Origin of the sequence: Corynebacterium hansenii (assembly GCF_030408795.1) — a bacterium.
Taxonomy (GTDB): Bacteria; Actinomycetota; Actinomycetes; order Mycobacteriales; family Mycobacteriaceae; genus Corynebacterium; species Corynebacterium hansenii.
In genome coordinates this window covers 1160103-1178984 of sequence record NZ_CP047211.1, presented here as the reverse complement: position 1 = coordinate 1178984, position 18882 = coordinate 1160103, and the positions used below count along the sequence as shown (strand labels likewise).

General features: G+C 73.0%; 7 protein-coding genes. All 7 read right to left on the bottom strand.

Annotation, left to right across the window (positions count from 1 at the left end; translation table 11 throughout):
* Positions 1–19 precede the first annotated feature (19 nt).
* On the bottom strand, positions 20–5971 hold the full coding sequence (locus tag CHAN_RS05160) for a non-ribosomal peptide synthetase (protein ID WP_290292538.1): 5952 nt from the start codon (positions 5969–5971) through the stop codon (positions 20–22).
* Positions 5968–9471, bottom strand: a complete 3504-nt coding sequence (locus CHAN_RS05155; RefSeq protein ID WP_290292535.1) for a non-ribosomal peptide synthetase — start codon at positions 9469–9471, stop codon at positions 5968–5970. Before CHAN_RS05155 ends, CHAN_RS05160 begins: the two co-directional genes overlap by 4 nt.
* Entirely contained in the window at positions 9471–13826 is a 4356-nt protein-coding gene (locus tag CHAN_RS05150; RefSeq protein WP_290292532.1) for a non-ribosomal peptide synthetase, read from the bottom strand. Before CHAN_RS05150 ends, CHAN_RS05155 begins: the two co-directional genes overlap by 1 nt.
* Positions 13823–15217, bottom strand: a complete 1395-nt coding sequence (locus tag CHAN_RS05145; RefSeq protein WP_290292530.1) for an acyl carrier protein — start codon at positions 15215–15217, stop codon at positions 13823–13825. Before CHAN_RS05145 ends, CHAN_RS05150 begins: the two co-directional genes overlap by 4 nt.
* Positions 15214–16518: a SidA/IucD/PvdA family monooxygenase gene (locus tag CHAN_RS05140; protein ID WP_048742314.1), complete on the bottom strand. Its 1305-nt coding sequence runs from the start codon at positions 16516–16518 to the stop codon at positions 15214–15216. The genes CHAN_RS05145 and CHAN_RS05140 overlap by 4 nt, the downstream gene beginning before the upstream one ends.
* Before the next feature lie 277 nt (positions 16519–16795).
* Positions 16796–17716: an esterase/lipase family protein gene (locus tag CHAN_RS05135; RefSeq protein WP_290292525.1), complete on the bottom strand. Its 921-nt coding sequence runs from the start codon at positions 17714–17716 to the stop codon at positions 16796–16798.
* Positions 17717–17762: 46 nt separating this feature from the next.
* A complete protein-coding gene (locus tag CHAN_RS05130; RefSeq protein ID WP_290292522.1) occupies positions 17763–18734 on the bottom strand; it encodes an ABC transporter substrate-binding protein in 972 nt (323 codons plus the stop codon).
* Positions 18735–18882 lie beyond the last annotated feature (148 nt).

Sequence of the window (18882 nt, the reverse complement as noted above, 5' to 3'; positions counted from 1 at the left end):
CGGGTCCCGGTCAGGGCCGTCAGCGGAGAATTCCCCCGAGGGCCATGGCATCGAATTCGTCGGGCACGGGCCCGTCCGCGATCGCCGCGTCCGGGGCGTCGGCGATGGCGCGCACGCACCCGAGGAAGAGCTTTTCGATGACCTCCGCCGCGGCGTCGTCGATGACGCCCGCGGCGAAGGTGAACAGGAACCGGGTCCCCGCTCCCCCGATGACGGAGTCCCCGGGGAACACCATCAGCAGCGCCGCGTTGTCCGTGGTGCCGCCCGGGTCGGTGCCGACGTGGCCCAACCCGCAGGACTCCAGGATCGACGCGAGCCGGTCCTGGTGCGGGGGGTAGGACTGGTGCACGAACATGGTGTCGAACAACCGGCGCGCGCCCGTGACGGACAGCGCCCGGGTCATGGGGAAATGGTCGTGGCCCAGCAGCGGCAGGCGCTCGTCGCGCATCTGCGCCAGCGCGCCGGCCCAGGTGCCGGAGGGGTCGACCGACGCCGGGACGGCGACGAGGTTGGCGAAGCAGCCGATGCCCTCCGCCACTCCGGCGATGGAGGGATCCCGCCCGGACACGACCTCCCCGAACACGACGTCGCCCCTGCCGAGGACGATCCCGAGGGTCCGCGCCCACGCCGCCTGGTAGGCGACGGCCGGGGTGACCCCGAGTCGGCGGGTGACCGCGTGGAGCCGGTCCACGACGTCCTGGCCGACCGAGCTCATGCGCGACGACTGACCCGCCCGGGTGGGCGTGGACTCCGGCCCGACCAGCGCCGGGGCGACCCCGCGCAGCCTGGCTTCCCAGGCCCTCCGGGCCTCCGGCCCGTCTTCCGCGATCGCCTCGAGCAGCGCCGGGAACGCCCCGGGGTCGCCGATGCGGCCGGCGCCCGGGTCGGCCCCGATCTCGCGGGCGTATTCGGCGAAGATGGCCACGGGCAGCAGCTGCCCGGTCCAGCCGTCGGTGAGGATGTGGTGGGCCGAGATGAGCACCAGCGTCTCGCCGTCTGCGCCGTCGCCGGGGTGCGCGACCGTGACCCGCAGCAGGGGCGCGGCGGCGAAGTCGAATCCCTCGGCGGCGTCGGCGGCGATGAGGTCGGGGGCCCGGTTCGCGTCGCGGACCCGGCAGCCGAACGCGCCGCAGGGCCTGACGACGCCCACCGGGGTGCCGTCCACCGTGGCCGCGGGTTGGATGCGCAGGTTGGGGAACCGCCGCAGCACGGCGCCGACGGCTCGGCCCAGCGCCGCGGCATCGACGCGGCCGCGCACGCGCAGCGGCGTCTGCACCGCGTATCCCGCGGGATCGCCCGAGGTCAGCGACGAAAGCATCAGCCCTTCCTGCATCGGCGTCAGCGGCAGCACGTCCTCGATCTCGCCGCCCCAGGCGCGGACGTCGGCGTCCGTGATGCCGGGGGCGGTGAAATCGGCGGGTGCGCGCCGGGCATCCCCCGTCGCCGCCGCGGCCGCGATGTCCGCCAGCGCGGCCCCGAGCTCCCGGCCGACGTCCGCGGCGCCGGGTGCGCCGGGCACCTTCGCGGCGACCCTGATGGTCGCGGCCAGCAGCCCGTCCGCGCCGACGTGCGACATCACGTCGATGACGTTGGGCAGCGGCGCCGACGCATCGGCCGCGCCGATGAGGGCGGGGGCTTCCGGGGCGGGCGCGAAGTCCCCTTCCGGGACATCGGAGGCGACGGTCCCGAGGTGGTTCAGGCAGGCGATGGGCCGGGGCGCCGGTCGCCCGCCCAGCCATATGGCGCAGCCGTGGACGTGGACGTCATCGGGCAGGCGCCGGCGGGCCCGGCGCACGGCGTGCACCGCGGCGACGGGGTCGAGGCCGTCGCCGACCTCCACCGCGACGGGGTACGCGGCGGTGAACCATCCCACCGCATCGGGCGGCACCGGTGGCACGGAGCCGGTCGCGTCGCGGCCGTGGGATTCGAGGGTCAGCCCGACCGTGCCGTCGGCGTCGAGGCCCAGCCGGCGCAGCGCCATGGACAGCCCGGCGATGAGCAGGTCCTGCCCGCGGCACCCGAAGGCCCGCTCCACGCCGCCGGCGAGTGCGGCGGACGACGCTTCGGGCATGGTGATCTCCGCGATGTCGACCGTCGCTTCGGTGTCGCGGGCCGGGTCGATGGCCAGCGTCCCCGATGCGTCCGCGGCGATCTTCTCCCAGGCCGCGAGATCTTCGTCGAATTCGCCCGACAGTGTGGCGGCGCGCAGGCGGCGCGCATGGTCCGCGACGGCCGCTTCCGGCCGGCGGTCGGCGGCGGTGTGCTTTGCGACGCCGCGGAGATCGCGGAAGTCGTCGATGAGGGTCTCCCAGGACACCGCGTCGACGACGAGGTGATGGGCGACCAGCACGATGCGGCGCCCGGCGGGAAGTTCGGCCACCGCGCCGGCGAGCATCGTCCCGCGGGCGGGATCGAGCCGGGAGGCGAGCTCCGCGATCAGTTCCCCGACCCCGTCCGCGGCGGCGACCTCCGCCTCCGCCTCCGCCATCGTGAATGGTTCGGCGCCGGCGGACGGCTCCGCGAACATCGGCCATCCGCCGTCGTCGGCCACCGCGCGGGAGAGGACGGGGTGGAGCCCGGCCAGGCGTTGCAGAACCTCCGACAGCCGTTCCGCGCCGAAATCCGCCGGCGCGGTCAGCAGCCGCGCCTGGCACAGGCCACCGCCGCCGGGGGCCGACTCCAGCAGCGCCGCGGCCAACGGATGGACGGGGGCCGGCGCGGCGAATCCCCCGCCGTCCGCCCCGTCGGCGGGATCCGTCGCGGACACCGGCCGCGCGGCGGCGGCCACGGTGCGGACGGTCCCGCCGCCGAGGATGTCGCGCACCTCGGCCTCCCAGCCGCTGCGGCGCAACAGCGAGATCGCGCGGATCGCCGTGATGGAATCGCCCCCGAGCTCGATCAGCCCGGACTGCGCGGTCGGCCGGACATCCTTCCCGATGGCGCGCGCGAACGCATCGGCGACGGCCAGCTCGGCCGCCCCGCGCGGTTCGTCGGCGTCGCCTCCGCCGGCATGTGCGCCCGGGCGTTCCGGCAGGGCCGCGCGGTCGAGTTTCCCGGTCGCGGTCGTGGGGAGGGAATCCACTGCGACGATCGTCCCGGGCACCATGTACGCGGGCAGGGCCCGGGCCAGCTCCGCGAGAATGGCGCGCTCGTCCGGCTTTCCGCCGTCGGCCGCGACCACGTAGCCCACGAGCCGCGCCGGTGCGCCGGTTACCCCGAAGAGCCGGCACGCGCCGGCCGCGACCCCGTGCACCCTGCACAGCGCCGCGTCGATGTCGAGCAGTTCCACCCTGTTGCCCCGGATCTTCACCTGGTCGCCGATGCGGCCGAGGAAGCGCAGCATGCCGTCGGCTCCCCATTTCGCCACGTCGCCGGTGCGGTACAGGGTTCCGCCGGGTTCGAAGGGGTCGTCCACGAAGGCATCCGCGGTGGCGTCCGGGGCCCCGTGATACCCGTGGCCGACCTGCACCCCGCCGATGCACAGCTCGCCGGCCTCGCCGACGGGCAGCTCCCGCAGGTTTTCGTCCAGGACGTGGAGGTCGTTGTTGTCCTCGGCGGCGCCGAGCAGGAAGCCGTCCTCCGGGAAATCATCGCCGTATTCCACCCAGGCGACGTCCATCGCAGTTTCGCTCGGGCCGTAGAGGCCGTGCACGCGGCAGCCGATCTCCGCCCTCGCCCGGCGCGCGAGATCGGTGGGCACCGCTTCGCCGCCGAGCAGCAGGTGGCGCAGCGTCCTCAGCCGCCCGGCCGCGCCCGCCGCGAGCAGCTCGCGCAGCAGGCCGGGCACCAGCGACAGCACCGTGACCCGGTGTTCCTCGATCATCGAGGCAAGGCCCTCGGCGTCCCCCGCCCACCAATCGGCCGGGGGAATCACGGCCGTGCCCCCGGAAGTCAGGGCCAGCAGCACTTCGCCCATGCCCACGTCGAACGAGATCGGCGCCTTGTGCAGCATCCGGATCGGGCCGTCGCCGAAGGTGCGGGCCATCCACTGCAGATGGGACGCGACGCCCCGGTGGTGGTTGACCACTCCCTTGGGCCGGCCCGTCGTCCCCGACGTGTAAATGAGGTAGACCGGGTCGTCGCCGCGGATGGGCCGCGCCGGAACGAATTCGGGCGTTCCGGCTTCCGGCCCCTCCTCATCGATACGCTCCACTTCGACGATCGCGGCCGCCGTGTCCGGCAGCGGGACATCGCCGGCGCGGACGATGGCCGCGGGTGCGGCGTCGTCGAGCATCATCCGGATCCGCTCGGCGGGGTACCGGGGATCCACCGGGACCACCGCCGCGCCCGTGCGGATCACGGCGGCGATCGCGCAGGGCAGCCACGAACCGCGTTCGGCGACGACGGCGACGATCTCGCCGGCGCGCGCCCCCGCCTCCGCGAGCCGCGCGGCCAAGGCCGAGACCCGCGCATCGAACTCGGCGTAGGTGAGAGTGCGGTCCTCCGCGACCACCGCCACCGCATCCGGGGACGCGGCCGACGCCGCGCGGATCATCGCGTCGACGTCGCCGGGCTCGACCGGCACCCGGCGGCCCCGGCCCATCGCGGAGGCGGGCGCGGCGGCCGACTCGATCTCGGCCCGCGCCACCTGCGCCAATTCCTCCGTCGGCACGTCGGCGCCCGCGTTCGACAGCACCGCGGCCAACGCCCGTTGCAGGGCCCGCGCCCCCTCGGCCGACACGGAGTCCAGGCGGTGGGTCATCTGGACCTCCACCCGGCCCGGGTGCATGAACGCCTCCGTGGCCACCGCGTGGAGCGCGGCATCGGCGTGGACCAGCTCCCACGAGGTCTCCGCGCCCGGCAGCCGCGGCCCGGCGATGCCCTCGTGGAGGAAGAGGACGAGCACCGGGAACAGGGTCTCCCCCGCCGCCCGGTCGACCCCCGCGATGGCGGCGATCCGATCGAAGGGGACGGATTTCGCCGACATCGCGCCGGTGATGGACCGTGCGGCCCGCAGCACCAGATCGCCGAACGTCTCCGCTCCCCCGTCCGAGATCCGGATGGGCACCTGGTTGCTGAAGTTGCCGATCAGCTCATCCGCGCCGACGGCCTCCCGGTTGGCCACCGTCGTGCCGGTCACCGTGTCCCGCGCCCCGGTCACCGCGCGCAGCACCAGATGATGCGCCGCGAGGAACACGGCGAACGGGGTCACCGACGACTCCTCCGCGATGGCCGTCAGCGCCCGCGCGGCGTCGTCGGGAAGCACCGCGTCGACCCGTCCACCGGCGTTCGGGGGAGCATCCGCGGCCCCGCCGAGCATCGGCCTCATCTGCGGCACACCGTCCGGGAACACGGAACGCCAATGGTCCTCTCCGGAAGCGTCCGGATGGGTCGCCTCCCATTCCGCGAAGTCGGCGACCTGGACGGCCAACGGCGGGACGGAGCCGTCCCCCTCGGTGGGCCGGCCGGTGCGCAGCCGATACGCGCGGGCGACGTCCCGGGCCAGCACGGGCATGGTCATCCCGTCCCAGGCGATGTGCTGGATCACCATCACCGCATCCACCCGCCCGGGGCCCCGTTCGCAGATGGCCAGGCGCAGCGGCGACTGCGCCGCCAGGTCGAAGGGCCGGCGGACCTGCTCGGCGGCCAGCGCATCGACGGCGGCGTCGCCCGCGTCGCCCGGCGGCATCGCGTGCCGGGTGATCTCCGGTTCGAGGTCGGCGTGGATGCGCTGTTGCAGGGCTCCTTCGTCGTCTGCGTGGTACGTCGTGCGCAGCACTTCGTGCCTGTCGACGAGATCCCCGAAGGCCCCCGCGAGCGCTTCGGCGTCGATGCGGCCCTCGAAGGTGAACTTCAGGCAGAGGTTGTACGACACGTCGTCCGGGTCGAGCGCCGAGGCCAGCCACACCGATTTCTGCGCCGCCGACGCGGGCGCCCGATCCGGCAGCGACCGGGCCGGGCGGTCGGCCACCGTGCCGGATTCGCCGCGGTGCCGGGCCATCAGCCGCCGCACCTCTTCCAGGTCCCTCATCGCGCGTCCTCCCCGCCATCGGCGAACTCCATCAGCATCGCCGCCATCGCGGCGACGTCCCCCGGCGATCGGCCGGACTCGCTCACCCGCGCGGCGATGCCGCGCACCGTCCGCGCCTCGAAAACGTCCGCGACCGAGAACGCCGCGGCGTCGAGAAGCTCGCGGATCTGGGCGGTCAGGGTCGTGGCCAGGATCGAGTTGCCGCCGACGTCGAAGAAATCGTCCGCGGCGGAACAGCCGCCGGCCCCGGTCAGGGCCCCGAACAGGTAGGCCACCGCCGACTCGACCGGACCGTCCGGGGGCTCGGCGACGCCGCGCGGCCCACGGTCGACCAGCGCGGACACGGCGGCCCGGTCCTTCTTGCCGTTGGCGGTCACGGGCAGCTCCTCGATGACGGCGATCGCATCCGGGATCATGTACTCCGGCACGATCCCCGCCAGCGCCGCGCGCGCCTCGGCGCCGGTGGGCACACGCCCGGCATCCGGCGCCGGCACGATCGCCGCGACGATCGCGCCATCGGCCCCGGTCGCCGCGGCACCGGAAACCCCGGGCAGAGATTCGAGCGCCGCCTCCACCTCGCCCAGCTCGACGCGGTAGCCGCGGATCTTCAGCTGACCGTCGGCGCGGCCGATGAACTCCACGCGCCCGTCGGGCAGCACGCGGCCCAGATCGCCCGTGCGATACCAATCCACGGAACCGGACCGGATGAACTTCCGGGCGGTCAATTCCGGCATGCCGCGGTAGCCCCGCGCGACGGCGGCGCCGCCGATCCACACTTCGCCGATCACGTGATCGGGGCATTCCTCGCCGCGTTCGTTCACCACCTTCAGCTGGACCCCGTCCAGAGGCAGCCCGTACGGGACCGACGCGAAGTCGTCCGGGTAATCGGGCCCCACCTCCTCGCGGGTGGAGTGGATCGCCGCTTCGGTGGCGCCGCCCATGGCGATGAACCGGAGCCCCGGGACGCGCCTCGACAGGGCGCGGCCCAACGACGGCGGCACCCGGTCACCTCCGGTGAGGATCAGCCGGACGCCCGCCAGCTCGTCGTCCGACGCGATGTCGTGGAGCATCCCCACCAGCCCGGGCGCGGCATTGACGACGGTGACGGAGTGCTCGCGGATCAGACGCGCCCATTCCGCCGCGTCGCGGGTCGACTCCTCGCCGACGAGCACCACGGCGCCGCCGACGGACAGCGGGAGCATCAGATCCAGGACGGAGAGGTCGAAGTCGAACGCCGACAGGGCGATGGTCCGGTCCTCCGGCCCGCACCCGAACCTCGACGCGATCGCGTCGATGGTGTGGGCCGCCGCGCCATGAGCGACCTCCACCCCCTTGGGCTCGCCGGTGGAACCCGAGGTGAACAGCACGTAGGCCAGGTCCTCCGGCCCCGCGCCGGCGTCCACGCCATCCGCCGCCCCGTCCGGGACGGCCGCGGGATCGACGACGGCGACCTCCGGGGGCAGTTCGCCGATGCGGGCCGGATCGGCGATGACGTGCCGGGCACCGCCGCTCCGCAGAATCGCATCCCGGCGCGGACCCGGCTGCCCGACGCCGATGGGCAGGTAGGCGGCGCCCGCCATGAGGACGGCCAGGATCGCGGTGATCTGGCCGACTCCCCGGGGCAGGGACACTGCGACGACGTCTCCCGATCGGACCCCTCGACGGCGCAGTTCGGCCGCCAGCGCCGCGGCTCCGTCCGCCAATTCGCCGTAGGAGACGGCGCCGTCCGCGGACACGGCCGCGACCCGCTCCGGGGCCTCCTCCGCGCGGCGCAGGAACTCCCGGTGCAGCGTCCGCCGCCCGATCGCGGCGCCGCCATCGGCCGAGTCGCGGGCGATGGCCGCCCGGCGCGAGGCCTGCGCCGGGGGCAGCGGCACCGACAGCGGGCGGTTCCAGTCCGGGACATCGCGGGCGACCGCGTCGAGCAGGCGCGTGAACGCGCCGAACATGTCGCCGATGACGCCCTCGGGCAGGCAATCGCGCCGGACGTCCCAGTTGACCAACAGTCCCCCGTCCAATTCCACGACCTGGGCGTCGATGTCGACCTGCGGGCCCTGCGAAAGGATGTGCACGGGATCGCCGGCGATGTCCCGGACCCGGCTCGAGAAGACCTCGCCGAGATCGAGGCCGGACGTGAACACCACCGAGGCCATGACCGGCTCGCCCCGGTGGGCGCCGAGCGACCGGAGCACGTCGAGCCCCGTCACCGTCGAGTGCGAGGCCGCGAGATGGACTTCGCGGGACAGCGCCCGGACGCGGTCGAGGAACGATGCTCCCGGATCCGCGTCCACCCCGACGATCACGGAGTTCGTGAAGTCGCCGACGACGCCGCCGATGTCCGGGTGCACCTGCTCGCGGGCGAACAACGGCACGTTGAGCAGGAACCTCCGCTGCGTCGACCAGCGGGCGATGACCTCGGTGAACAACGTGGCCAGCACCATCGCCGGCGTCACGCCCGCGGCGTGGGCCGCATCGCCGAACCGGGCCGCGTCGAGTGCCCCGACCCTGTGCTCGAGCCGGATGCTGCGCCGGGGGTCGGCGCGCCGGGCCTCCTCGACGAAGGGCAGGGCGGGGGGCGGCGGCAGTTCGGGCACCCGCGTTTCCCAGTACCGCGCGTCCTCCGCGTCCGGTCCGCCGGAATCCGCCATGGCCAGGCGGTACTCCCGGTACGTCACGCCGGGTCGCTCGGGGACGGTGCGGTCGTCGTCGCCGTCGGCGGGCTCCGTCCCGTGCGCCAGCTCGCTCCGGTAGATGCGCATGAGGTCGTCCAGGAGCGTGCGGTAGCTCATCGCGTCGCAGGCGAACATGTCGACGTCGACGTGCAGGCGATGGCGGTCCCCCGGCAGCAGCGTGAGGGTGAGGTCGATGACCTCGCCGGCATCCACCTCGAGTTTCTGGTGGCTCTTCGCCTCCCGCTTTTCCCGCAGCCGCCGCTCGATCTCCTCTTCGGGCAGGCAGGTCGCGTCGTCGATGGTCAGGGCCGGCCCGGGCGAGGCGGGCAGCACCCGCTGCCGCCCGTCGCCGAGCGCCCGGGTGCGGAGCATCGGGTGCAGGTCGATGAGGGCGCGGGCGGCGCGCTCCAGCGCCGCGGCGTCGATTCCCCCGCCATCGAACTCGACGTAGAGGTGCGCCGCGACTCCACCGAGGCCGAGGTCGTCGCGCCGTCCCACCCAGTAGGCGTGCTGCATGGGAGCCATGGGGAAAGGCTCGCCATCATCCTCGTCCGCGCCACCGGGGACGGTCATCCCGCCCGAGGGGTCCGCCCCACCTTCGGCGGCGGCGGATTCGCCGATGATCCGCAACCACGCTTCGGGCGTCGGCTCCAGCACCAGGGCCGAATAGTGGACGCCGCAACCTCTGCGGCGGAGTTCCTCGCTGATCCCGATCACGCCGAGGGAATCGAGGCCGAGGTTCACCAGATCATCGCCGGCGCCGATGTCGGCCGGGCTCACGCCGAGTTCTTCGGCGAGGATGCCGCGGAGGGTTTCCAGGTCAATCATTAGTCGTTTTCGTCTTTCTCGTTCATCGCCGATCCGGCGAAGGTTTCCAGCGCCCGAACGACGCCGGTGCGGAATCGTGCGGCCGCGTCCTCGCCGACGGCGGGGACGTCGATTTCGAACCGCAGGCCGAGCACGGGTCCCCCGGGGCCCCGGTCCATGGCCGCCGTGATCTCCGCTCCGTGGCACGGGGGGACGGCGGAATGGCCCGGTGCGCCGAATCGCCGGAAGAACTCCCCCTGGCCGATCAGCCGGCATTCGCGGGTCTCGGGCATCGCCATGTCCATGCGCCCGAGGTAGTTGACGTTCACGGCGCCCACCGCCGACGGATCCGTCGTCGGCGACGGCGGGGGCCCGCCGCCCGCGATGAAGCCCCTCGCGTCGGCCGCGGGAATGAGGACGGCTTCTTCGGCGGTCAACCAGCCGACCCGCCGATCGGCGCCACCGTCGGGGCGGCCCAGCGTGGTGCGGGTGATTGCCGTCATCCCCGATTCATCTGGGGTCGCGGCGACGGCGACGGCCGATTCCAGGACGTCCCGCAGGGATGCGCCGCGCTCGAGCGCCGCGCGTTCCACCGCGGCGGTGGTCGCGGCGTCGAGAACCTCGTGCCGGGCGCGGACGTCGGCGGGCCGGTCGACCCGCGGGTCCGCGTGCCGCAGCCCCACCGGGGGGACGGGCACCCGCCGGAACGGGCTGCCGGGGGCTTCCGTCTCGGACGGGCCGTGCGGGGCATCGCCGCGCGCTTCTTCGCCGAGGGGCGGCTGCCCGCCCAGGGCCAGCGCGAGATCCTCCAGGATGAAGCGCCACGACATCATGTCGACCGCGAGATGGGCGATGGTGACCACCAGCCAGGGGTCGGTTCCGCCGCCGTAGGTGGCGGCCACCATCCGGCCGGCGGCCGGATCGAGTGCGCCGTGGTGGGCGTCGAGGACGCCGCCCTCGTCCCGTTCGCCGGATCCGGCGATGCGGAAGACGAATTCCGGGTCCTCCCGCGGGATCAGCCGTGCCCGGGGGCCGGAATCGTCGTACCGGGCGCCGAGTGCGGGGTGCGCGCCGATCACGCGCCGCAACGCGGACTCGGCGGCATCGGCCGAGATGCCCGGGCGCAGGCGCAGGCCCTGTGAATGGGTCGATTCGACTGCTCCGCCGAGCACCGCGAACCGGGCCGCCAGCGGGGCCAGTTCGATCGGTCGGTCGGGGTCGGCGCCGGCCGCGGGAGCCGGGGGCTCGGCCGCGATCGGCCGGACGATCGCCGCCAGCGACCTGAGGTCCGCTGCGCCCAATGCCGGGGCCGCGCCGACGTCGAGCCCCTCGGCGCGCAGGCGCACGATGAGATCCATGACGCCGAGGCTGTCGATGCCGGCGTCGGCGAGACCGGAGGACAATGCGACGTCCATGCCCGTCATGTCGCGGACGCACCGGGCCACCGCCTTCTCCTCGGGAGTGGAGGGCGCCCCGTCGGTGCGCGCCATCTCTTCGCGGACCATCGCCGCCGCCGCGGCGGAGTCCAGTTTGCCGTTGCGGTTGAGCGGGATCGACGCGCATTCGACCACGGGCGAGGGCAGCAGGTACGACGGCAGCAGCTTCGCCGCCTCGGCCCGGATGTCCGCCACCGGCGACGATGCGACGACCAGGGCCGCCAGCCGCATCCGGTTGCCGACCCGGTGCGCGATCACTTCGGCGGCCTCGACTCCGTCGATGGAGCGGAGCACCACTCCGGCCTCGGCCGGTTCGACGCGGTAACCGTTGATCTTGATCTGCTCGTCTGCGCGCCCCCCGAACACCAGCAGCCCGTCGCCGCTGCGGCGGCGGACGACGTCCCCGGTGCGGTACCAGCGGCGGCCCTCCCTTTCCACGAAGGAACGCCGCGTCAGTTCGGGCCGGCCGATGTAGCCGATCGCCAACTGCGGGCCCGAGATGATCAGTTCGCCCGACCCATCGGGCGGCACCGGGCGCAAACGGTGGTCGACGACGGCGACGGCCATCCCGTCCAACGGTCGCCCGATCGTCGGCTCCGGGTACTCGGACAAGGGGGCCATGAGGGCCTCGACCGTGGTTTCCGTCGGGCCGTAGCAGTTGATCGCCTCGAGGCCGGCCATGCCGCGCAGCCTCCGCCAGACGTCGCGGGAGATGGCCTCCCCGCCCAATGCGAGGACGGACAGGGGCGCGCCCTCCGCGAAGAACCCGGCGCGTTCCAGTTCCGCCAGCATCGACGGGGTGGTGTCGAAGACATCGATGGCGTTGTCGCGCAGGGCCGCGACCAGCCGCGCCGGATCCGAGCGGTCGGGGCCGTCCAGCATGACGACGGCCGCCCCGCTGAGCAGGGCGATCCCCGGCTGCCACGCGGCGTCGAACCCCGTGGACCAGCCATGCCCGACGCGCACTTGCCGCCCCAGTTCGGCGGCGAGCGGCGCCAGGATGTTCCGGTCGTGGTGCCTCCACAGGTTGAGCAGCGCGCGGTGCGGGACCAGGACGCCCTTCGGCCGGCCCGTCGTGCCCGAGGTGAACACCGCGTACATGGGGTCCTCCGGTGCCGGGGCTTTCGTCCCGGCCGAGGCACGCAACGGCCCCCACCAGCGCAGTTCGCCGGAGAGGTCCGGCATGGCCGTCGTCAAGCGCCAGTTGGCGTCCTCTTCCGACGACGGCGCGTTCCCGGGGTCGTCCTCCCCCAGGCAAGCGCGCACCCGGCCGGCGACGCCATCGGCGGCCAACAGGTGGCGCGCCCCGGAATCCTCGATGATCGCCGCGGCACGCTGCGGCGGCGAATCGGGATCGATGTGGATGGTGTGCGCCCCGAGGGCCGCCACCGCGAAGGGGGCCGCGAGCACGCGGCGATCCCGCGGCAGCATCACGGCCACGGCGTCGCCGGCGGAGACCCCGGCGGCGCGCAGCCCCGACGCCATCGCCTCGGCGAGCTCGGCCACGCCCCGGAAATCGACGGTCCCGTGCACGTCGACGATCGCGTCCGCACCGGGGCACTCGTCCGCGATGGCGCGCAGCGCTTCATCCGCCGTTTCCGGCCCCGGCCCGGGATCCGGCCGGGCGCCCCGGATGATCGGCGTCTCGGAATCGAGCAGCACGTCCACGGAAGCGAGCGAGTCCGCCCCCGCCAAACGCCCGAGAACCGCCACGAAGCGGCGCGCCATGATGCCCGGGTCGAATCCCGACCCGGGAGCCGATTCGACCCGCACCACCAGGCGCCCGCCCTCGATGACCGGCACGACCGTCAACGGATAGTGGCTGGGCGAGTCGATGCGGTCCAGGCCCAGGCGCGCACCGCCGCCGCAATCGAAATCGTCGCCGTGGGCGGGGGCGTCCCCGCGCGGCGTGTTCTCGAAGACGAGGAGGGTGTCGAAAAGGTCGCCCGCGCCGATCGACTTGATGATGTCGGACATGCCGATGTGATCCGCGTCCCGCAGGGCTCCGGTGACCGACTGGAGACGGGCACCCGCCTCCGCGGGCGAAGCATCGCCGACGTCCACGCGGACCGGGACCGTGGAAACCAGGCCCCCGATCAAGCGGTCCGCACCGGGGATCGACGGGTGCCGGCCGGCGACGGTCTGCCCGAAGCACACGTCGTCGCGGCCCACGAGCCCCGACAGGATCCGCGCCCACGCCAACTGCATGAGCGTGTTCGCGGTCAAACCGGATTCCCGGGCGAAGGCCAGCAGCCCGGCGGTATCGGCCTCGCCGAGCACGGCTTCGCCCACTTCGGGGGCGCCCGCCGGCCTTCCCGCGGGCCCCACCATCGGCATTTCGGCGAATCCGGAGAAGGCGCGGCGCCAGGCGTCGCGGGCTTCCCCGGGATCCGCCGCGGCCACCCAAGCGGCGTGATCGCGGATCGGCGGCGCCGGCGGCAGCTCGTCGGCCTCGTTTGCCATGGCCGCGACGATCTCGCCCAGGAAGATCGGGATCGACCATCCGTCAATGACGATGTGATGGACGGTGATCAGGATCCCCCACTCAGATTCACCGAGCCGGACTGCTTTGACCCTGGTCAACGGCCCCTCGATCGTGTCCAGGGGCCGGGCCTGCTCCCGCTCCGCATGCCGTTGCAATTCGGCGCCGGGATCCGCGGCCCCACGGGCGTCGACCTCGGACCAGTCGAACCGGGGCGCCCCGGGCACGATGAGCACGGGGTGGGGCACGCCGGCGGACAGCACCCGGCCCCCGAGGTGCGGATGGCGCCCGACGACGGTGCCGAGGGCCTCCCGAAAGCGATCGAGCGCTCCGGGACCGGTCAGCCGCAGCCGGAGGACGACCAGGTAAGGGTCATACTCTTCCGTCGCGGCGCCGGTCGCCCACAGGCCCGACTGCTGCGGGGTCAGCGCGACGACGTCGGCGATGGCACCCGTCATCGGTTCTCCTCCCCGAGCAGCGCCGAGAGCTGCTCGGCGCTGAGCCCGGACGCGGACATGGGTTCGGCGGACGCGGCGGTCTCCGCCGCCCCGCCGGCGGCATCCGTTTCGGCCCCATCCGCGGCGCCGGGGCGCAACAGGCCGGCGAGCTCGCCGAGCACCGGATGCTCGAAAATGCCGCGGACCTCGAGGGACATCCCGCGCGCGGACAACGCGGCGCTGAGCCTCAACGCGGCCATGCTGTCGCCGCCGAGCCGGAAGAAGTCGTCGCCGGGGCCCGGCGCCTTTTCCTCCGGAAGGTCGAGGACTTCGGCCACCGCGGCGCACAGGACGCCGAGGTTCGCGTCGGCCGCGCCTCCGGGCGCCCCGGAGCCGGCTTCCGCGCCGGCTTCCGCGCCGGCTTCCGCGCCGGCTTCCGATGCGCCGACTTCCGATGCGCCGGACGGGGCGGCCTTCTGCCCGGTTCCCTCGATCGCGGCGGTGACCGCGGCGAGGAGTGAGCGGGCGCCGGCCTGCCCGCCGCGGGCGCGCACGCTCAGGGAGACCGCGGAGGCGTCGCCGACGACCGCGTCGATTCCGGCCAGGCAGAACTCCGGCACGGGGGCGCGATCGTCGACGATCCGCGCCCCTCCGCAATCGAGGGGCGACCGAATGACGACGGCCACGGGAAACGGCGGCCTGCCCAGCGCCGCCACGATGCCGGGCAACCCCACACGGCGTACGCCATCGTCGGCGGCTGCGATCCGCGCGAGAGCTTCGGCGGCGGCGTCTTCGCGGGACTGCCCCGGCCGCGGCCGCACGCGAACGGGCAAGGGCTGCCCGGACCACGTGTCCGGGCCGATCTCGGGGACGACCCCCACGACCGAATCACGGGGCGCCCCGGTGCAGGCCGCGACTGCCGCGACCAACGCCGCGACGGGGTTCGCGCCCAACGCCTCGCGCGGCACCCTCCCCTTCGCCACGCCGATCGCCCGGTCCTCCTCGATGCCGGGCACTTCGGCGATGGCGGGCACGCCGACGGTCCCCTCCAGTTCATCGGTCCAGAACGGGACGGCGTTCTCCGCCGCGTCGCCGGACGGAGTCGGGGCGGCGGTTACGCCGTCGCCCGACCCCGCGCAGATGCGATGTGCCACGGACGGCGCATCGTTCCCGCATACGGTCACCAGCGTTCCCGAGGGCCGGGGATGAACGGCGACGCGGGGCTCCCCGAGGTCCTCGCCGGCATCGGCGTCGGCGTCGGCGTCGAGAATCGCCGGCACCGGGGTGGACGGGTCATCCGCGACGCGCACGGATTCGGGGCCCACGACGGCCGCCGCGTCCGCCGCGACCCGGTCATGCGGCCGGTCCGGGCCGATGACGCGGGCGGCGAAGCGAGCCAGGGCCCGGCTCATGCCTTCACCTCCGCCCGGGCTTCGAGTGCGCGCTGCGCGGAGGCGGGCGGAAAACCGCCGAGGACGCGGTCCGACAGCTCGCCCAGGCAACTCAGGTTGGCGAACCCGGGGCCCTGCGCCATGCCCGCGAGGCCGGGCAGGAAGAGCTTCGGCGTCATGCCCTCGACCGAAAGGTCGCGGCCGATCACCGCCTCCACGGATTCGACCGCCAGGTCGCCCCCGGCGGCGACGCGGAGCTCGGCGACGATGTCGTCGCCGAGCAAGCCCGCGAACCACATCGGGGAGTTGCCGCGGGCGTCGATGACGAGATCCGTGCGCAGCACCTGCGCCGAATGCCGGCTGTCGACGACGGTGACCGCGAGCGCGGGCCCGGCGTCGCCCGCCGCGTTCACTTTTTCGACGCGGCCGTGGACGTGATGCACCCGATCCTCGGCATGGAGGGATCCCTGCACGCGCCCGGAGAAGACGCCGCGGTCGGTGCGGCGGATGACGTCCCGCCTCTCGTCGTCGTCCAACATCGCCCACTTCCGGGGATCGGTGTACAGGGCGTTCTCGAACTGGCTTTCACCGCGGGAGAAGATGGCGGCCAGGGGCGAAATGACGTCGATGATCTCGAGGTCGTGGCGCACGAGCTCGTCGATGACGCTGGCCGCGGTTTCCCCGCCGCCGATCACCGAGACTCGGGCGGCGTCGGGAAGCGAACCCGCCACCACCGCCTCCCAGAAGGCGGCCACGGAGAGCACCCCCGGGATCTCCGCGAATCGCCGGTCGCTGCGGCCCGGCCCGGTGATCATCAGGGCGTCGGCCGACATGGTGCGCGTGCCCCCGCCGACTTCGTCGATGGAGACGCTCCACGCCGCGGGATCGCCGGGGTGCCGCGACGCCCGGGTGACCGTTCCGGCGATGACGTCCATGCCGACCCGGCCGGCGACCCATTCGAGGTAGTCGGCCCACAGGTCATGGCGGGGGCAGGGGTTGCCGCGGTCGATCCATTCGGAGTAGCGGCCCGACTCGATGAGGTACTGGACCCATCCATTGGCCAGCAGTCGCTGATCGACCGCGGGACCCAGCGTTCCCGCGATCTCGGACCGGTACGGGAAGCCGATGTCCTTGGCCGGCGGGGTGCCCAGCAGGTGCTTGCCGTCGGTCCAGCCGCCGACCGCCCGCCAGTTTGCGCCGATCCCGTGCGGCTCGACCACGGTGACCTCCGGCGCATCCAGGCCGACTTCCCGCAGTGCGTGCGCCTTGGCCGCGACGGCGACGGCCTTGGGCCCGGCGCCCACGATCATGAGGTTCGTCATCTGATTGGTTCCTTTCTGGGGGTGCGCCGCGTACGGCGGCCCCGGGGTGTCGGTTCCCGGCCTCCGGGGAAACCGGGGCCGGGCCAAAGCAAGATATTAGGTTGCCCTCGCTTGCTATGGCTAGGCTTTCCTCGCTCTGTGGCAATAATCATATTTTCACTGCGGCATCCGCCCTGAACGGCCCCGGAAGGAAAGTCCCCGCGCACGCGAAAGCGGTGCCCGCCGAGGAGGAGGGCACCGCTTCATTTCCGCCGGGCCCATCGGCCCGGCCACCGGATCAGGTGACCTTGGGGCCGTTCTCGACCGGCGGGACGTCCTTCAGGGACGGCGCCCCCGGCGGAGAATCGGGGGTCATGCACTTCATTTCGAGCGGACCCCCCTTCAGCGCGGAGGCGACGAGGGACTGCACCGACGGGGTCATCGTCATCGTCAGATGGACGACCGGATCGTTCGGGCACAGGTCCTGCGTGACGATGTTGTAGTAGTCGCCCGGACCGTCCATCAGATTGATGCGGTAGGGCGAGGCATCGTATTCCAGGGTCGTCGTGATGTTGTAGTACCGGATGCCGGGCAACGCCTCGGACGGGGTGTTCAACCGGCGCACCTCATCACCCTCCGAGGACATTTCCAGGCAGGCGTCGGAGGGGTTCTTCGCCAGTTCCGGGGGCACGAGAAGCTCCAGCCCGGGCGGCGGGCACTGGCCGTTGCGCACCGCATCGGCCTGGAACGGCGACCCCTTGATCATCCCCGAGAGGCTCACGACCTTTCGGACGTGGCGCGCCCCGTCGAAGTCCTTCAGCCAGTACCTCGTCACCAGGCCACCCTGCGAATACGTGACCACGTCGAACTTGTCGTGGCCGGTCTCGGCCCTGAGCTTCTCGATGAAAGCCGGGATCCGGGCCGAGTTTCCCTTCACCGTGACATAGGGGCTGGTGGCGGGGTCGGACGGCTCCCACACCATGAACACGTGGACGTCCACGCCGAAGCGCCGCATCGAGGCGGCGAAGGCATCCGCCGATTGTTTCGGCTCGTTCGAGCCGGTGACGTAGATGACCGGCAGCTTCTCGGACTCGTCGATCGACGCGGCGGGACCGGGGCCCCGCACGACGCCGGCATCGGCGACGGGAGCCGCCGCGAAAGCCAGCGACATGCTCAGCGCGCACGCCACGGAGCAGCGCCGCAGCAGTTTCGAACTCATCGTTTGCACCTTTCTTCGGGCCCCGCCGGGCGGGGCCCGTCTGGGACTACTGCTTCGCGACCTTTTCGAGGGTCGGGCGGAGCTGCTCGAGGACCCAGGCGCGGCTGAGGGAACTCGGGCTGTTCAGCGCCTGCACCAGCACGGCATCGCCGAAGATGGTCGTGTCGTTCTTGACCTGGCGCAGGTCCGAGAAGCCGGGGATCGCGCGAATCTCGTCGGGACCGCCGGAGACGGCGTACACGGCCATGAAGTCGGCGTCGATCACGGAGATGTTCTCGGGGGACACCATGGCGCGGCCCGATCGCTGCGGGAGGGACGCGAAGGAATCGGGCACCTTCATGCCCAGGTCGTAGAGCGCGGAGTTGCCCGGCTCCTCCGGATCCGCGACCACGCCCATGCCCCGCTGCGGCGCGTACTGGGCGATGACGCCCGTCTTGCCCTCGAGCTTCGGCAGGTCCGACTTCACGGAGTCGAAGCGCCCGGCGTCTTCGTCGATGACCTTCTTCGCGTCGCCCTCCTTGCCGTAGATCTTGCCCAGGGCCTCCAGCTGCGGCTTCCAGCCGAGGGATTCGCCCTCCGCGCCGATGCCGCCGAGGGTCGGGGCGATCTCCTTGAGGCTCGTGTAGGTCTCCTGCGTGATCCGCCAGAAGTCGCCGACGATGAAGTCGGGCTTCGCGGCGGCGATCTTCTCGACGGGAACCGTGCGGAAATCGGGGACGTCGATGCGCTCGACCCCCTTCAGCGCCTCGGCGCGCCACGGGGCGCCCTTGTCCTCGGGGGTTTCGATGACCACGTCGGGGGTCACGCCCAGGGCAAGGAGGTTGTCGACGGCGACGCCGGAGGCCACCACCTTGGCGGGCTTGACGGGGTATTCGTCGGTTCCCCACGCGTGGGCGATGCTGACCGTTCCGGCGTCCTTCCGGTCGCCTTCCGCGGGTTCATCGGCTTTCGAGCAGCCGGTCAGGAGGAGGCCGGCCGCCGCGACGATCGCCGCGGCTTTCCCAATGGTTCGCTTCACTGAATCTGGTTTCCTTAACTCGTTCCGGGGTGCGCCACCCGCGCCACGCACGGGATTTAGGCCCACCATTCACAGGCAACGCAGGCTTGCGTAACCTGAATGCTAGCCTATGTCCTGGCCAACATCCATGCAACCCCTATTGCGGAGA